The following is a 15570-nucleotide window of genomic DNA, read 5'->3' on the forward strand; positions in this document are numbered from 1 at the left end:
ATGCCGCGCCAACCCAAATTTGCTGATCGCCGCGCAGAGAAAACGATGCTGACTTATGAGGCTATTGCCAGCCGCAAAACTGGCCGTCTTGCTGTCGTCATCGCTATTCTGCTGGCTGGCGAAATGTTACCGAACCAACTGCTGGCTCAGCCTGCAGCGGCAACCCAGCGCACCGAACAACTGACGATTTTGTTGGAGGACTGGCAGAGCCGTGATGCCATGTCTGGGGAGGATGCTCAAGGGTTGCGCCCTGCCTGCTGTGGCGAATTTATCGAACCACCGGGGCTGGATTCTGCGGTTGAACCCGATCAAGCCGACACTGAAATTGATACTGAGTCACCGGTACGACAGCCGGAACCCGGCCAGTTTTATGTAGACGGCTCCGTTAATGTCCAGCAAGGCTACCGCTCGGTTCAAGCCAGTGATGGTGCCCACCTCAACCAGGATACCAACATCCTGACGCTGCAGGGCGATGTGATCTTTCGGGAACCCGGCTTTTTAATCACCGGCAACGGCGCTGAACTGGATCAGAACAGCGGCAACAACCTGGTTGACCAGGCGGCCTATGTAACCTATGAAACACAGATTCATGGCACCGCCAGCAATCTGGCATATAACAGTGAAACCGGCATGCTGACCATGGATAATGGCGAATTCAGCCGCTGTGAACCCTACGACCCGTTCTGGGTGGTCAGGGCACGCAGATTACAGCTGGATAATGCCAACGGTGTTGGTTACGCCTCAGCGCTGACCTTGCGCATCAAGGATGTACCTGTATTTTACTACCCCTATACATTGCAGTTTCCGATTTCAGATCAGCGGGTCTCGGGCATATTGCCGCCATCGCTGAGCAATAGCCGGGACAATGGTCTTGATATTGCCGTGCCCTACTATTTCAACCTCGCCCCTCACTATGATGCCACCGTGACCCCTCGCATCATGACAGAGCGTGGCGCCATGGTCAGCGGCGAATTCCGCTACCTGGCTGACTGGTCCATGAATACCGCGAACCTGGCCTTGCTGCCAAACGACAGCACATACGACGGTGCCACAACTGACCAGATTGGCGATGACACGGCCCCGGTCAAACAGCGCTGGTTTGCCGGTTTCGAACATGAAGGCCTGATCGGAGATAACTGGCGCAGCTATATCGATTTCAGTGCAGTCAGCGACTTTGATTATTTCCGCGACCTGGGCAGTCAGGACCTCAATGTGGAAAGCCGTACGCACCTCAATAAAGAAGGGGTGCTGGCCTGGCAAAACACTAACTGGCAGGCAGAAACACGTGTCCAGCGCATCGAAATACTGGACCCTTATGTCGCTTCCATTGATATCAACAAACCCTTTGATCGCCTGCCAGAACTCAGTGTTTCAGGCGACTTCGGCGGATACCAGGGGCTGACTTATGGTGTTGATGCCAGCCATGTCCGTTTTGATCGCTCCCTGGATCGTAGCCTGCTGAGCACGGAACAGATCAATAATGGCGCGCTGGTTTCCGGCGAACGTAACACGCTGGAACCCTGGGTCAGCCTGCCGATTCGGGAGCCCGGTTATTTTATTGAGCCCACGGCTCGGTACCGTTATGCCGACTGGCAGCTGGACCAGCAGGCTATCGGCACTCCAGGCAATCCGGATCGCGGTGTCGGTGTTTTCAGCCTGGACAGCGGCCTGATCTTTGACCGGCCACTGCAGTTTAATGGCAACGAAGCCACCCAAACGCTGGAGCCGCGGCTGTACTATCTATTCAGCGAGCGCGAAGACCAGCAGTTCCTGCCAACCTTCGATACCGCCCAGCTGAATTTTAACTTTAATCAACTGTTCCGCTACGACCGGTTCAGTGGCCAGGACCGTGTCGGCGATGCCAACCAGATCAGCGCAGCCGTGACCACACGTATTCTGGATAACGGCAGCCTGGAGCGCGCCCGTTTCAGCATTGGCCAGATATTCCATTTTGAAGACCGCACCGTTTCACTGAACAGTCCCTTGCAACAATGGCAGATTCTGCAACCACTGGACACGGACCGCTCGGCCCTGGTGATGGAAGGCAGTTTCCGACCCAGTGTTAACTGGCAGTTATTTGGCGACCTGCAGTGGGATCAGGAAAATGACAATATCGACCAGGGCAGTATCGCATTGCGTTATCATGGCGATGCTAACCACATTGTGAATCTGGCTTACCGTTACCGGGAAAAGGCAGACGTCTTTTTACAGGCGCCCCCGGGGCTTGACCCCGTCATCAGTCAAACAGATCTTTCAGCGGTTTGGCCGGTCAATGATAACTGGCGAGTGTTTGGTCGCTGGAACTACGATCACAGCAACAGCAGGAACCTTGAAACGTTCGCGGGTGTCGAATACAGTAACTGCTGCGCCATCATGCGCCTCGTCGCGCGTGACTGGGTCGATGAATATGAATTTTTCGCCCAGGATACCCGCCAAAACCAAGGTGTTTTCTTTCAATTGACGTTGTTGGGTCTGGGTGACCTGACTGGCGGCAGCCTGAGCAATCTGCTGACAAACGGCATCCCCGGATTCAAGGAGTATGGTATTGATGATTAAGCGGTTTCTTTCTTTCCCCCGACAGCAAATTGTCTGGTCGATCCTGTTGGCCTGTCTGTTTGCCAGCGGAACCGCACACGGCCAGCGCCAGGTCCTGGATCGTGTCATTGCCATTGTCGACGACGGCGTGATACTGCAAAGTGAATACGATGCCCGTGAGGCTGAAATGATTCAGCGTATCCAGGAAATGGGCGCCCAGATGCCACCACCTGAACAACTGCGCGAACAAGTGATGGAGAATCTGATTGTCGAAAACCTGCAGTTACAGATGGCTGAACGCGTTGGTATTCGATTTGACGATGACACATTGAACCGGGTAATTACTGATATTGCACAGTCCAACGGCATGACCTTCGACCAGTATGTCAACGCGCTGGACTCTCAGGGAATGTACCTCGAAACTCGCGAGCGTATCCGCAAAGAGATGTCCATCAATGAGGTGCAACGTGGCATGGTTAACCGTCGCATCAGCATCACAGACCAGGAAATCGAAAACTATCTGAATTCAGAAGCAGGGCGCAGCGCGATCGCCCCCGACTACATGGTCGAGCAGATCATGATACCGGCCAATGACAATGTCAGTGAGTCGATGCGCGAACAGCGTCTCGAACTGGCGGAATCGGTCACTGAACGCGCCAATAATGGCGAAACTTTTGCAACACTGCGCCAAGAATTACAGCAGCAAGGTATTGCTGTCAGTGGCGGCGAACTGGGCTGGCGTAAAGCCGATGCCCTGCCAACGCTGTTTGCCAGCGTCGTGCCCGACATGCGTATCGGCGAAACACACGAACCACTGCAAAGCTCTAACGGCTACCACGTGATCCGCCTGAATAATGTTCGCGGCGACGAAGGACGGCTGGTACCGCAGACTGAAGCCCGGCATATCCTGATCGCACCGAACGAGATTCGTACCGAAGAGCAGGCTCGCCGCCTGATCAACGAACTACACCAGCGCATCCTGGATGGCGAAGACTTCAATGTCCTGGCCCGTCAGTATTCCGATGACAATATGACCGTGGTTGGTGGCGGCGACATGGGCTGGGTTAACGACAACGGCTTCCCACCCGAGTTCGGTGAACGCATCTCCACCTTACCGGTGGGTGAACTGAGTGAACCGTTCCGTACCAGCTTTGGCTGGCATATCGCGGAAGTGACGGGACGACGCGAGCAGGATCTCAGCCGCCAGTACCGCCGCCAGCAAGCAGAGAACGCCCTGCGTAACCGCAAGTTCGAACTGGAGCTGGAAAACTGGATACTGGAGCTGCGCGACGAAGCCTACGTCAAATATATCAATTGATTCAGCGACAATAATGCGCATACTTGCTATCACGCCCGGTGAGCCTGCCGGTATTGGCCCGGACTTGCTACTGCAATATGTCAGCGATGGTTCTCTGCCCTCGCCAGACATCAGTCTGATAGCCATAGCCGACCCCGCCATGCTGACAGCCCGGGCGCTGCAGCTTGGGCTGACAGTGGACATTCGCACGCTGTCACCTGCTGACAATATCAGTGAGCAAATCCGGTCAAATGCAACAGACGCACCACCCGCGCTGTACGTCTGGCCGGTTGAGCTAAATGCAGAATCGGTTCCCGGTCAGCTCGATACCCGGAATGCGGCCTACGTTCTGGAGACACTGCGTACCGCGATCACCGGCTGTCAGAGTGGTCAGTTCACCGCCATGATCACCGGCCCGGTTCATAAAGGCATCATCAACGATGCCGGCTTCTCCTTTAGCGGACACACCGAATTCCTGGCTCAGCAGTGCCAGGTCGATCAGACTGTAATGATGCTGGCAACAGAAGGGCTTCGGGTCGCCCTGGCAACCACTCACCTACCCTTACGTGACGTTGCCGACGCTATTACCAAAACCTCACTTAGCCGAACCATCGAAATTCTGCACAACGACCTGGTCAACAAGTTCAGCATTCAGGAACCCAGGATACTGGTCTGCGGCCTCAACCCGCATGCTGGCGAAGGCGGGCACCTGGGCCGGGAAGAAATCGACATCATCTCACCGGTGCTGACGCAGTTTCGGCAGCGCGGCTGGCAACTCAATGGCCCCTTGCCTGCCGACACGCTGTTTACTAACAAATACCTGGCTGATGCGGATGCCGTACTTTCCATGTTTCATGACCAGGGCCTGCCCGTATTGAAGTACAAGGGTTTCGGCGCTGCCTGCAACATCACACTGGGCCTGCCCATTATCCGCACCTCAGTCGACCACGGCACCGCACTCGACCTGGCTGGCAGCGGTACAGCTGACACTGGCAGCTTAGTGACTGCCATTAATGCCGCCATACAGATGGCCAGACATCAATCAGGACAACCCTCATGAGTCAGTCCCCTCCAGCACACCGGGCCCGCAAACGATTTGGTCAGAACTTCCTGCACGACCCCGGCATCATCCAGCGCATCATCGATGCCATTTATCCCATGCCGGATCAGCTTATTGTTGAAATTGGCCCCGGCCAGGCGGCACTGACTGAGTTCCTCGTCGCCAGCGGTGCCAGGGTCAACGCCATTGAACTGGATCGCGACCTGGCCGACTGGCTGGAACCTCATTTCGCCAGCGCCAGCAACTTCCAGCTGCACCGCAGCGATATTCTCAAGTTTGATTTGAACACACTGCTACCTTCAGGTGACAGCAACGCCGGGCAGTCCATGCGCGTGATTGGCAACCTGCCCTATAACATCTCAACGCCCTGTCTGTTTCATCTGCTGAAATATGCGGATCGCATTGAAGACATGATATTCATGTTACAAAAAGAGGTGGTTCAGCGACTGGCAGCCGAACCCGGGACAGGGCAATATGGCCGCTTGAGCGTGATGATTCAGTACCACTGCCAGGTCGACGCTCTTTTTGATGTTCCACCCGGCGCCTTTAATCCGCCACCCAAGGTGACTTCTGCGATCGTGCGACTCAGGCCGCGGCAGCACATTACACACCCAGCACAGGATCCGGCTATGTTTCAGACCGTGGTACGCGAGTCATTTTCCCAGCGCCGCAAAACGCTGCGCAACTGCCTGAAACCTCTGCTCAAGCAGCACCCTGAAGCCGACCTCCCTATTGACCTGTCCCGGCGGGCAGAGACATTGAAAGTCGAAGAATTTGTCCAACTCAGTAACGCGTTTAGCCAATCATGAACAGTAATGACATCCACATTCAGGTCCGGACCCGCTATTTATCGGAGCAGTCCAACCCCGGCGAGTCGCAATATGCATTCGCTTATACCATTACAATCCGCAACCTTGGCGACCAGGCGGTCAAACTGCTCTCCAGGCACTGGATCATTAAAGACGACAATGACAAAGTTGAAGAAGTTCAGGGACCGGGCGTGGTCGGGTTACAGCCAACCATTGAACCCGGACAGGAATTTGTTTACAGCAGCGGGGCTGTTATACCGACAGAATTTGGTACCATGCAGGGGAGTTATGAAATGCAATTAACTGATGGCACCCGAATGCAGACACCGATCCCGGCATTTCTGCTATCACAACCCCATTCGGTACATTAATGTCTATTTATGTCATAGGTGACATTCAAGGCTGTTACAAACCGCTGCGTCGGCTCCTGGACTCAGTGGACTTTCAGCCCGATCGTGGTGATGAACTCTGGTGTGTTGGCGACCTGATTAACCGGGGTCCAAGATCTCTCGATACGCTGCGTTTCCTGCGCGACCTTGGCGATGCAGCCACTGTTGTGCTGGGCAACCATGACCTGCACTTCCTTTCGCTGTACTACGACTGTATCCCGGCAACCATGAAGAGTCGTCACACTCTCGACAAACTGCTCAAAGCACCTGACTGCGATGAACTGGCCGAATGGTTGCGCCAGAAACCTCTGGTCCACTATGACAGTCTGAAAACCGAGGCCGGCATACGCAATTACCTGATGGTTCATGCCGGTGTCCCCCCTGTCTGGGACCTGAAGAAAACCCTGGAACTGGCTGCCGAAGTCGAACTGGCACTGAGCGGACCGGACTTCCGTGAATTCCTGATCAATATGTATGGCAATGAGCCTGGCAAGTGGAAAGACTCTCTGGAAGGCTATGACCGTCTCAGGCTGATTACCAACTACCTGACCCGTATGCGCTTCTGCAAGAAAGGCGGCAAACTGGATTTCACCATCAAGGAAGGCCTTAACAAGGCTCCCAAAGGCTTCGAGCCCTGGTTCATTTTTGAGAAGCTGACGCCGGAAACCCATATCCTGTTTGGCCACTGGGCCGCCCTGGAAGGCATCACCGGCCACCCTTACGTTCATGCCCTGGATACCGGCTGTGTCTGGGGGCGCGAATTGACCATGATGCGCCTGGAAGACCACAAGCTGTTCAGCGTCTGATAGACTGATGACATGAACACATATCTTGTAGGCGGCGCTATCCGGGATGAAATGCTGGGGCTGAAAGGCGCCGACAAAGACTGGGTGGTGGTCGGCAGCACTCCCGAGGCCATGATCTCACTTGGCTACACGCCTGTAGGAAAAGACTTTCCCGTTTTCCTGCACCCGAAATCCGGCCAGGAGTATGCGTTGGCCCGCACCGAGCGCAAATCTGGCAAGGGCTACACAGGTTTCGTGGTACATGCCGCCCCGGACGTAACCCTGGAAGAGGATTTACAACGCCGGGACCTGACCATCAACGCCATGGCCAGAGCTGATGACGGCACCCTGATTGACCCCTATGGAGGCGCCAGAGACCTGGATGCTCGCCTGCTGCGTCATGTTTCTCCGGCATTTTCCGAAGACCCTTTGCGTATATTGCGTGTTGCCCGATTTGCCGCCCGCTTCCATGCCCAGGGGTTTGAGGTCGCCGCAGAAACCATGACCCTGATGCGCGACATGAGCCAGAGCGGAGAATTACAGGCGCTAACCCCAGAACGCATCTGGCAGGAAATGCACAAGACCTTGCAGCATGATGATTGTCCGGTGTTTTTCGAGGTCCTGCGCGAGTGCGGAGCGCTGAAGGAGATTATGCCGGAACTGGACCGACTGTTCGGAATCCCACAGCCGCCGCAATGGCATCCGGAAGTGGATACCGGCGTCCATACACTGATGGTCCTGAAACAGGCTTGCCTGCTGACCCAGGAGACCGATGTCCGTTTTGCAGCACTGGTTCATGATCTCGGCAAAGGCGAAACACCAGCAGAGATGTGGCCCAGTCACCGTGGACACGAGACGCTGGGACTCAAACCGATCAAAGCCCTGTGCCAGCGCCTGAAAGTGCCTCGCAGCGCCAGCGAACTGGCCTGTCTGACCTCAGAATTCCACACGCATGTACACCGGGCCTTGTCGCTCAAACCCTCGACTCTGCTAAAAACCCTGGAAAAGCTGGATGCCTTTCGGCGGCCGGAGCGCTTCCAACAATTTTTACTGGCCTGCAAAGCCGATTCTCGTGGCCGCACCGGATTTGAGCAAATACCCTACCTGCAAGCAAACCACTTCCAGGCAGCACTGGATGCCAGCAAAGGCATTGCCGTGCCTGAACTGCTGGAACGCTTCCCGGTACCGGAGGGCCAAGTGGCGGGCCCCCATATCCAGTCGATACTTCGTGAAGCACGGCTGTCAGCGATTCGTCATTATTGCAAAAACACGCCTTATAAACCTGATGCCGTACCAGCGCGCACCAGTCGCAAAGCGCCACCAGGGGACAAACGCCGAGAAGCGATACCATGACCACATCACAACCCTCTGACTCCCCCGTCGTACTTGTCACTGGTGCTGCCCGGCGTATTGGCGCTGAGATCGTTCGTCACTTCCATGCCCGGGGGTATCGGGTACTGATCCATTGCCGGCATTCACTGAATGAGGCCAGGGCACTGGCTGAGGCCTGCAATCACAGCAGGTCCGGCTCAGCGGCGGTGCTACAACAGGATCTGAGCTCAGCAGAAGATGCCAAAAAGCTGGCAGCGCAAGCCCTGAACACCTGGCAACGCCTGGATGTGCTGATCAACAATGCCAGTGCTTTTTTCCCCACGCCTGTGGGTCAAATTACCCAGGTGCACTGGGATGCGCTCATGGACAGTAACGCCAAAGTTCCCCTGTTCCTCAGCCAGGCATTAGCGCCCGCTTTACAGGCAAGCCAGGGATGTATCATCAACATCACAGACATCCATGCAGAAGCCGGACTGAGCGCCCACACGCCTTATACGATGGCCAAAGCGGCACTGCTGGCCATGACACGTTCGCTGGCCCGTGAACTGGCACCCGACATCCGGGTCAACGCCATTGCGCCAGGCGCCATCCTGTGGCCCGAATCGGCTGAGGATATCAGCAGCGAGTCACAACAGGCCATCTTACACGGCATCCCTATGGCCACACTTGGCCACCCTTCACATATTGCTGCTACTGCCTGTTTTCTGGCAACACAAGCTACATACGTGACGGGGGAAATCATTCGCGTTGATGGTGGTCGCCGTCTAACGGGCTAGAACCCCTTTCTACAGAGACGAATCACTTTGCTGCTACAAAGCGGCATGCTTTAAGATCAAAGCTGTTGTACCTGAAATAATACAAATAAAAAATAACACCAATAACAATAATATTAATAAAGGATACACAGCTATGCCTAGCAATCGGCAGGACGGTCAGATCCAACCGGGCTTGAAGTGGGGCCCCTTTGTACTCCGCATCCCATTTATCCACGCCCGGTTCGCACTACCTGAATTGCTACAAGGTATCTGTGTTGCCGGCGCCACAGGGCTGGCGCTGGTGCCGGTCATGACCGCATCGTTCGGATTAACATTCGAAGAAGCGGTCACCATGGCCATGTACCATACCTTGCTAATCTCCTCTGCCTGGTTTTTCTTCGGCGACCCGGTGGCCCCGGGATGGCTAACGCCCGCTTTGCCCTTTATTTTTGCCTTTGTGCTCGGTAGCGGCAACACACCGGAGCAACAGTTTCAGCTAATGACTGCACTATCGCTGAACTTCGCTGCTTTATTGCTGATATTGGGCGGTACAGGGATGGGCGCCAAACTGGTCGCCTGGGTACCCAATGTGCTGAAAGGCGGCATTATTCTTGGAGCAGCAGTCGCGGCTTTTCTGCGAATTTTCGATCCGGCCGATGCAGCCAGCGCGCTGAACAGCACGCCCATTGCTGCCATTTCCTCGCTGGCACTGTGCATGTTCCTGACCTTTTCCAAACCTTTCCAGCGAATCGCAGCACAGCGCCCCATGCTGGCCAAAATTGCCGGGCTGGGTTTGCTGCCAGCGTTTCTCGTCGCAGCCATTGTGGGTCTTATCACCGGAGAAATGGATTTCAACATCCGCAACGGCCTGCTGGATGTACCAACACTGACTGCATCTCTGTGGCAAAAGGCCAGCCCGCTGGTCATCGGCTGGCCAAGCCCCGCCATGTTCGTTGAAGCCCTGCCGCTGGCATTTATTACTTACATCCTGTTTTTCGGCGATGTGGTCACAGGCGAAGAAATGGTCAAGAATGCCCAGGACGCACGCCCCGATGAAAAGCTCGACGTCGACAGTAACCGTCTGCACTTATCCACGGGTATCCGCAATGCGATCATGGCAGTCGTCGCCCCTTTTTTTGGTACGCAAGGTGTCTTATGGACAGGCATTCAGGTGATTGTGCTGAAACGCTGGGCAACCGGCCGGCAACAAATGGACTCTATATTTGACGGCATCTCTGCCTATTACGTCTATGGTTTCCCATTGCTATTTATCGTGCTGCCGATTGTCACCACTTTACAGCCATTGCTGCCAATTGCCCTGGCAGTGACGCTGTTACTGACCGGTTTTGCCTGCGCCACGCTGGCACTGAACACAGTAACGGATCCCCAGGAGCGCGGCGCCATGGTGCTGACGGCCATTGCCTTCTCTATATTTGATCCCTGGACCGGGTTGTTGGCAGGACTGGCTACGATTGTCGTGGTGGTCGGACCACATGTCTTTTACGCGAAAAAAGCCGACCCTGAACACCCTGAAGTCATCGCACCTGAAGCAGAGAAGGCGGACTCAACGGCCTGACAGCGCCTGGTCATGCCAGTGGAATTCGATCGGCCACAGTCGTTGTGGCCGGTCATATTGCTGCCAGAGTGTGGCATAGGATTTACCACTAACGGGGTCAAGCTGTAAGGGACAGATATCAGCCAGTGGCTTGAGCACGAAGGCATTTTCTGTGATTTCAGGCCGCGGCAAGACAACACCATCGAACTCGCCTGACAAGTCATCGCAGGTCAGAATGTCGATATCGAGCGTTCTGCCTGAGAAGCGTTTCTGGCTCCGGTCCCTGCCATTTTGATCTTCAATCGCTTTGAGCACATCCCGTATACACCACAGGGGCATATCACTCTGCAGTGCGACGACCATATTCAGAAAGTTATCGCCGTCAAAGCCAACCGCCTCACTTTCATACACCGGCGACAGCGTTAACTCACCGAAATGCTCTGACAGGGCGTCCAGTGCCAGCGTCAGATAACGTTTTGGCTGCTGGTTACTGCCCAGACTGAGGGTGATAAAGGACATGCTGTTTGCCTGACTTGTTTGCTTAACGAATTGACCTGGCCTGTTTACCAGGCTGACTTGCCATCTCGGGTCTGCCTGCAATAACTGTGCATTGCACAGGTTACATTGGCAAGCGTGGCGGGCGTTCCCCACGCTCTATGATAACGCCGACATCTTTCGCTCCTGTGACAGCGCCAGGCTTGCCCACCCGAAGCCGAATCCAGGGCGTAGGAAATTCGGCCAACACCAGTTCAGCGACTTTTTCAGCCATGGTCTCAATCAGCAAAAATTCAGCCGCTTCAATATAAGCGATCAGCCGCTTGGATACCGCTTTATAATTCAGTGTCTGCTCAATATCTTCCCCCGCAGCAGCCGCACCAATATCTGTCACCATATCGAGATCCAGGCTGACTGTCTGGCGAATTTTACGTTCCCAGTCATAGATGCCAATGACCGTATTGATCTCAAGTTCACGGATATAAACGATGTCGCTCATACTAGATGCTGACTCCCGAATGAAGATGGTTGACAGGGTGGCAGGCTTTCCATATTCCAGCGCGCCTTTGCCTGGATGGTTAATGCTTCCTGCTGGCCGGCTTTGAGTCTTTGACACCCTGCATAGGCAATCATGGCCCCATTATCGGTGCAAAAACGCGGCTGCGCATAGAACAGTTCAGCGCGGTGTTTCTTGACCATGTCTCCCAACCCGGCTCGCAAACGCAGATTGGCGCTCACACCACCGGCAATGATCAATGATCTCATGCCACTTTCCTGCAAGGCACGGCGGCACTTGATAACCAGTGTCTGCACCACAGCCTCTTCAAAAGCCAGCGCCACATCCGCTTTGGCCTGATCCGTCAGCTCATTGGCATCAGACAGATCCTGCAGGGTATTGCGCACGAAGGTTTTCAGACCACTGAAACTGAAATCCAGCCCCGGCCTGTTGGTCATCGGCCGAGGGAAGACAAACCGCCCTGGTGTGCCCTGCTCAGCTAATGCAGCCACACGCGGCCCGCCCGGATATGACAGCCCAAGCATTTTGGCGACTTTATCAAAGGCCTCTCCAGCCGCATCATCAAGTGATTCTCCCAGCAACCGATACTCACCAATGCCTTTAACGCTGACTAATTGCGTATGTCCGCCGGATACCAGCAAGGCAACAAAAGGAAACGTTGGCGGGTTTGCTTCCAGCATCGGAGCCAGTAAATGGCCTTCCATGTGATGAACACCGATGGCCGGCACCTGCCAGGCCATGGCCAGCGAACGCCCCAGTGCAGCCCCCACCAGCAACGCTCCAATCAGACCCGGCCCGGCGGTGTAGGCGATACCATCTATGGTCGACTTGTCGATGTCATGACTCTGCATCAGCTCACGAATCATCGGCAATGCCTTACGCACATGATCGCGAGATGCCAGTTCGGGGATGACCCCGCCATAGCGGGCGTGCATATCCACCTGACTGTACAAGGCATCGGCCAGCAACCCCTGCTCACTGTCATAAATGGCGATGCCGGTTTCATCGCAGGATGTTTCTATACCCAATATACGCATGATTTCAGCTGTCGGAAAAAGATCAGAATGATACGGCAGGCAAGGCATTGACGCCAACTTTCCCGCCTCCGCTGATGGCTAAATGCGGTTTTACTGCCGACTTGTCAGCATTTCCTTGCAGTTATAAGGCCGCTAGCTGCTATAATAGACAGGATTAATACCTCCCTGGCTGCAAACGTTTACGGCTCAACACATAAATGTCTTTGCATTTATGTATAAGTCGCATTACCATATGCGCCCCTTTAAATTTGAATGGAAAGGTGTCTCTACACTATGCCAACGGTTAAACTGAAAGAAAATGAGCCGTTTGACGTCGCTCTGCGTCGTTTCAAGCGTTCTTGCGAAAAAGCCGGCATTCTGGCCGAAGTTCGTCGCAAAGAGTTTTATGAAAAGCCAACAGCTGCACGCAAGCGTAAAGCGGCGGCTGCTGTGAAGCGTCATCTGAAAAAGCTGTCTCGCGAAAACAAGCGCACTAAACGTCTGTACTGATAAGCGCCTGCACTGATCCAGTATCAGTACAGATTGCCTGTTTAGCAGACAATGCCAGGCAAGTCATAGCGAACCGGTCACGCGACAGCGAAACCTCAATCACGAGTCAAAACAGGATTCAACCATGGCAGAAAGCGCCCTGAAACAACAGCTGACTGAAGCCATGAAAGATGCCATGCGCGCCAAAGACAAGGCACGCCTGAGCACAATCCGCCTGGCTCTGGCAGAGGTGAAGAAAGTCGAAGTCGATGAACGTATCGACCCCGACGACGCGCGCGTGCTTGCGCTGCTGGACAAAATGATCAAGCAGCGCCGCGAATCGGTTCGTCAGTTCGAAGATGCTGGCCGCAACGACCTCGCCGATATAGAGAAAGCAGAGATAGAAGTCCTGCAAGACTTCATGCCTGCCGCACTAAGCGAAGCGGAACTCGACAGTATTATCTCCAAGGCCATCACCGACACAGGTGCTCAGGGCATGCCCGATATGGGCAAAGTCATGGGTGCGGTCAAACCCCAGGTTGCTGGCCGAGCCGATATGTCCGCCGTCAGCCAGAAAATCAAGTCCCGACTAAACGCCAACTGATACTTCACCGGAGTCCGCCATGGCTGGTCTGATTCCGCAAAGCTTTATCGACGACCTGTTGAGTCGTGTCGATATCGTTGAGGTAATCGACAAGCGCGTCAAATTGCGCAAAACCGGGAAAAACTACTCGGCCTGCTGCCCGTTCCACCAGGAAAAGACCCCCTCATTCAGCGTCGAACCTGACAAGCAATTTTACTACTGCTTTGGCTGCGGCGCCGGCGGTAATGCCCTCGGCTTCGTCATGGACTTCGATCACAAGGAGTTTCCTGAAGCTGTTGAGTCCCTGGCCAACGACCTCGGCCTGAGCGTCCCGAGGGAAAGTGGTAACAGCAATCAGCGCAAAGGGGAACGCGGCGAGCATGAGAAACTGCTCAGCGCGCTGAATCAGGCCAGTCTTTTTTTTCAGAAACAGCTTCGCCAACACCCCAGTCGCGAACGCGCGGTTAGCTATTTAAAAGCACGCGGCCTGACCGGCCAGATTGCCCAGCGCTTTGCCATTGGTTTGGCTCCACCGGGCTGGGAAAACCTGCTGGAAGCCATGGAACCTTATCAGCTCCCGGTAGAAACGCTGGAAAAAGCCGGCCTGGTCATCAAACGCGAGGCCGATCACCGGCTGGCTGAAAAATCACCTTACTATGACCGTTTTCGTGATCGCATCATTTTCCCGATTCGTGATGCACGCGGCCGAACACTGGCATTTGGCGGGCGCGTACTCGGTGATGACAAACCCAAGTACCTGAACTCGCCAGAAACACCGGTCTACCAGAAAAACCGTGAGCTTTACGGCCTGTTCGAATCCCGCCAGGTTTTGCGCAAACCGACGCGCTTTTTGCTGGTAGAGGGCTACATGGACGTGGTGGCACTGGCGCAACACGGCATCAATTATGCTGTAGCCACACTGGGCACTGCCACCAATGCCAATCACCTGAATCGGCTGTTCCGCATCGTACCTGAAGTGATTTTCTGTTTTGACGGCGATGATGCCGGCCGCAACGCGGCATGGCGCGCTCTGCGTGTCGCCCTACCGGTGATGGAAGATGGCAGGCAAATTCGCTTTCTGTTCCTGCCAGAAGGCGAAGATCCGGACACCCTGGTTCGCAAGGAAGGCGCCGAAGCCTTTGAAAAACGTCTGCTGAGCGCAAGCGCCCTGTCGGACTATTTCTTCCGGCACCTGGAAGAAGAAAACGACCTGAGCACACTCGACGGCAAGGCCAGGCTGTTCAAAGAAACCATGCCTTTGCTGAAAAGCCTGCCCAAAGGTCTGTTTCAACGGCTGATGCTGGATCGCACGGCTGACATAACTGACACCTCCAGGGACACATTACTGGAGTTGTTAGGCAACACGGCTCCAGCCAAGCCGCCAGCTATCAACCAGGGCGATTCCAGCCAGCCCGACACGCCAGAGCCACCTGCCTGGCTGGATGATGCAACCCATCGTTCCGGCCCGGCACGCGAGAAACAACAGGGCAAACCGCTGACGGTTAAGTCACGCGTACAAAAACCCGCCGACATGGTGGCCATAGAATTGTTGCTGCAACAGCCAGAACTGGCCCAACTGGACAGCATTGATATCGCCACACTGAAAGAAGTCGGGCTACCCAATATCAAATTATTAATTGAATTGATTGAATTCGCCCGCAGCCGTCCCCATATAGATACACCGACACTGGTTGGTCACTGTTATGGCTGCCAGGGCGGCAACCGGGTAACGCAATTGCTGGGAGATGAGAAAATCACTCCTGAAGCTGGTCGCCAGGAAGAGTTCATCTTTATCATCAAGACCATACAGGAAGAAGCCAGAAAGCGAGCGCAGCGTCGCCAATGGCTTGAACAAATTCGACCGAGAAGTCGGTCTTCTGATTCTGAACCGGAGTCCGGTCCGGAAGATAGGTAAATCAGGCTGGCAAGATAGCAGTTCAAACGCTATAATGC

Annotated in this window: 15 protein-coding genes; 12 read left to right on the plus strand and 3 right to left on the minus strand. The window is 54.8% G+C overall.

The window, feature by feature from the left end:
• From PSCS_RS06265 to PSCS_RS06305, 9 genes are all read left to right on the plus strand, one after another.
• Complete coding sequence (locus tag PSCS_RS06265) at positions 1–2556, plus strand: LPS-assembly protein LptD (RefSeq protein WP_068810924.1); 2556 nt, start codon at positions 1–3, stop codon at positions 2554–2556.
• Positions 2549–3853 carry a peptidylprolyl isomerase gene (locus PSCS_RS06270; protein WP_068810925.1) on the plus strand — a complete coding sequence of 435 codons (1305 nt, stop codon included), beginning with the start codon at positions 2549–2551 and terminating at the stop codon, positions 3851–3853. The genes PSCS_RS06265 and PSCS_RS06270 overlap by 8 nt, the downstream gene beginning before the upstream one ends.
• A 13-nt stretch (positions 3854–3866) precedes the next feature.
• Positions 3867–4892: a 4-hydroxythreonine-4-phosphate dehydrogenase PdxA gene (gene pdxA / locus PSCS_RS06275; RefSeq protein ID WP_068810927.1), complete on the plus strand. Its 1026-nt coding sequence runs from the start codon at positions 3867–3869 to the stop codon at positions 4890–4892.
• Positions 4889–5701 (plus strand): 16S rRNA (adenine(1518)-N(6)/adenine(1519)-N(6))-dimethyltransferase RsmA, encoded by an 813-nt coding sequence (gene rsmA, locus PSCS_RS06280; RefSeq protein ID WP_068810929.1) that lies wholly within the window; start codon positions 4889–4891, stop codon positions 5699–5701. Before pdxA ends, rsmA begins: the two co-directional genes overlap by 4 nt.
• The gene (gene apaG, locus PSCS_RS06285; protein ID WP_068810931.1) at positions 5698–6072 is read left to right on the plus strand and encodes a Co2+/Mg2+ efflux protein ApaG; all 375 of its coding nucleotides are present in this window, start codon (positions 5698–5700) and stop codon (positions 6070–6072) included. The genes rsmA and apaG overlap by 4 nt, the downstream gene beginning before the upstream one ends.
• Positions 6072–6896, plus strand: coding sequence for a symmetrical bis(5'-nucleosyl)-tetraphosphatase (locus PSCS_RS06290; protein WP_068810933.1), 825 nt, complete (start codon positions 6072–6074; stop codon positions 6894–6896). The genes apaG and PSCS_RS06290 overlap by 1 nt, the downstream gene beginning before the upstream one ends.
• Before the next feature lie 12 nt (positions 6897–6908).
• A complete protein-coding gene (locus PSCS_RS06295) occupies positions 6909–8228 on the plus strand; it encodes a multifunctional CCA addition/repair protein (protein ID WP_068810934.1) in 1320 nt (439 codons plus the stop codon).
• Positions 8225–8983 (plus strand): pteridine reductase, encoded by a 759-nt coding sequence (locus tag PSCS_RS06300; protein ID WP_068810936.1) that lies wholly within the window; start codon positions 8225–8227, stop codon positions 8981–8983. The genes PSCS_RS06295 and PSCS_RS06300 overlap by 4 nt, the downstream gene beginning before the upstream one ends.
• Before the next feature lie 133 nt (positions 8984–9116).
• A complete protein-coding gene (locus PSCS_RS06305; protein WP_068810938.1) occupies positions 9117–10538 on the plus strand; it encodes a xanthine permease in 1422 nt (473 codons plus the stop codon).
• Here the strand turns inward: PSCS_RS06305 and folK are convergent.
• The 3 genes from folK to tsaD form a co-directional block, all read right to left on the minus strand.
• Positions 10527–11036 carry a 2-amino-4-hydroxy-6-hydroxymethyldihydropteridine diphosphokinase gene (gene folK, locus PSCS_RS06310; RefSeq protein ID WP_068810940.1) on the minus strand — a complete coding sequence of 170 codons (510 nt, stop codon included), beginning with the start codon at positions 11034–11036 and terminating at the stop codon, positions 10527–10529. The genes PSCS_RS06305 and folK overlap by 12 nt on opposite strands.
• A gap of 100 nt (positions 11037–11136) precedes the next feature.
• Positions 11137–11511: a dihydroneopterin aldolase gene (gene folB, locus PSCS_RS06315; RefSeq protein WP_068810942.1), complete on the minus strand. Its 375-nt coding sequence runs from the start codon at positions 11509–11511 to the stop codon at positions 11137–11139.
• Entirely contained in the window at positions 11508–12566 is a 1059-nt protein-coding gene (gene tsaD / locus PSCS_RS06320) for a tRNA (adenosine(37)-N6)-threonylcarbamoyltransferase complex transferase subunit TsaD (protein WP_068811017.1), read from the minus strand. The genes folB and tsaD overlap by 4 nt, the downstream gene beginning before the upstream one ends.
• A 273-nt stretch (positions 12567–12839) precedes the next feature.
• Between tsaD and rpsU the strand changes: the two genes are divergently transcribed.
• The 3 genes from rpsU (at position 12840) to dnaG (ending at position 15532) form a co-directional block, all read left to right on the plus strand.
• A complete protein-coding gene (gene rpsU / locus PSCS_RS06325) occupies positions 12840–13055 on the plus strand; it encodes a 30S ribosomal protein S21 (protein ID WP_068810944.1) in 216 nt (71 codons plus the stop codon).
• Between the two features lie 124 nt (positions 13056–13179).
• A complete protein-coding gene (locus PSCS_RS06330) occupies positions 13180–13638 on the plus strand; it encodes a GatB/YqeY domain-containing protein (protein WP_068810946.1) in 459 nt (152 codons plus the stop codon).
• A 19-nt stretch (positions 13639–13657) separates the two neighbouring features.
• Positions 13658–15532: a DNA primase gene (gene dnaG / locus PSCS_RS06335; RefSeq protein ID WP_068810948.1), complete on the plus strand. Its 1875-nt coding sequence runs from the start codon at positions 13658–13660 to the stop codon at positions 15530–15532.
• Positions 15533–15570: the final 38 nt, after the last annotated feature.

Origin of the sequence: Pseudohongiella nitratireducens (assembly GCF_001642735.1) — a bacterium.
Classification (GTDB): domain Bacteria; phylum Pseudomonadota; class Gammaproteobacteria; order Pseudomonadales; family Pseudohongiellaceae; genus Pseudohongiella; species Pseudohongiella nitratireducens.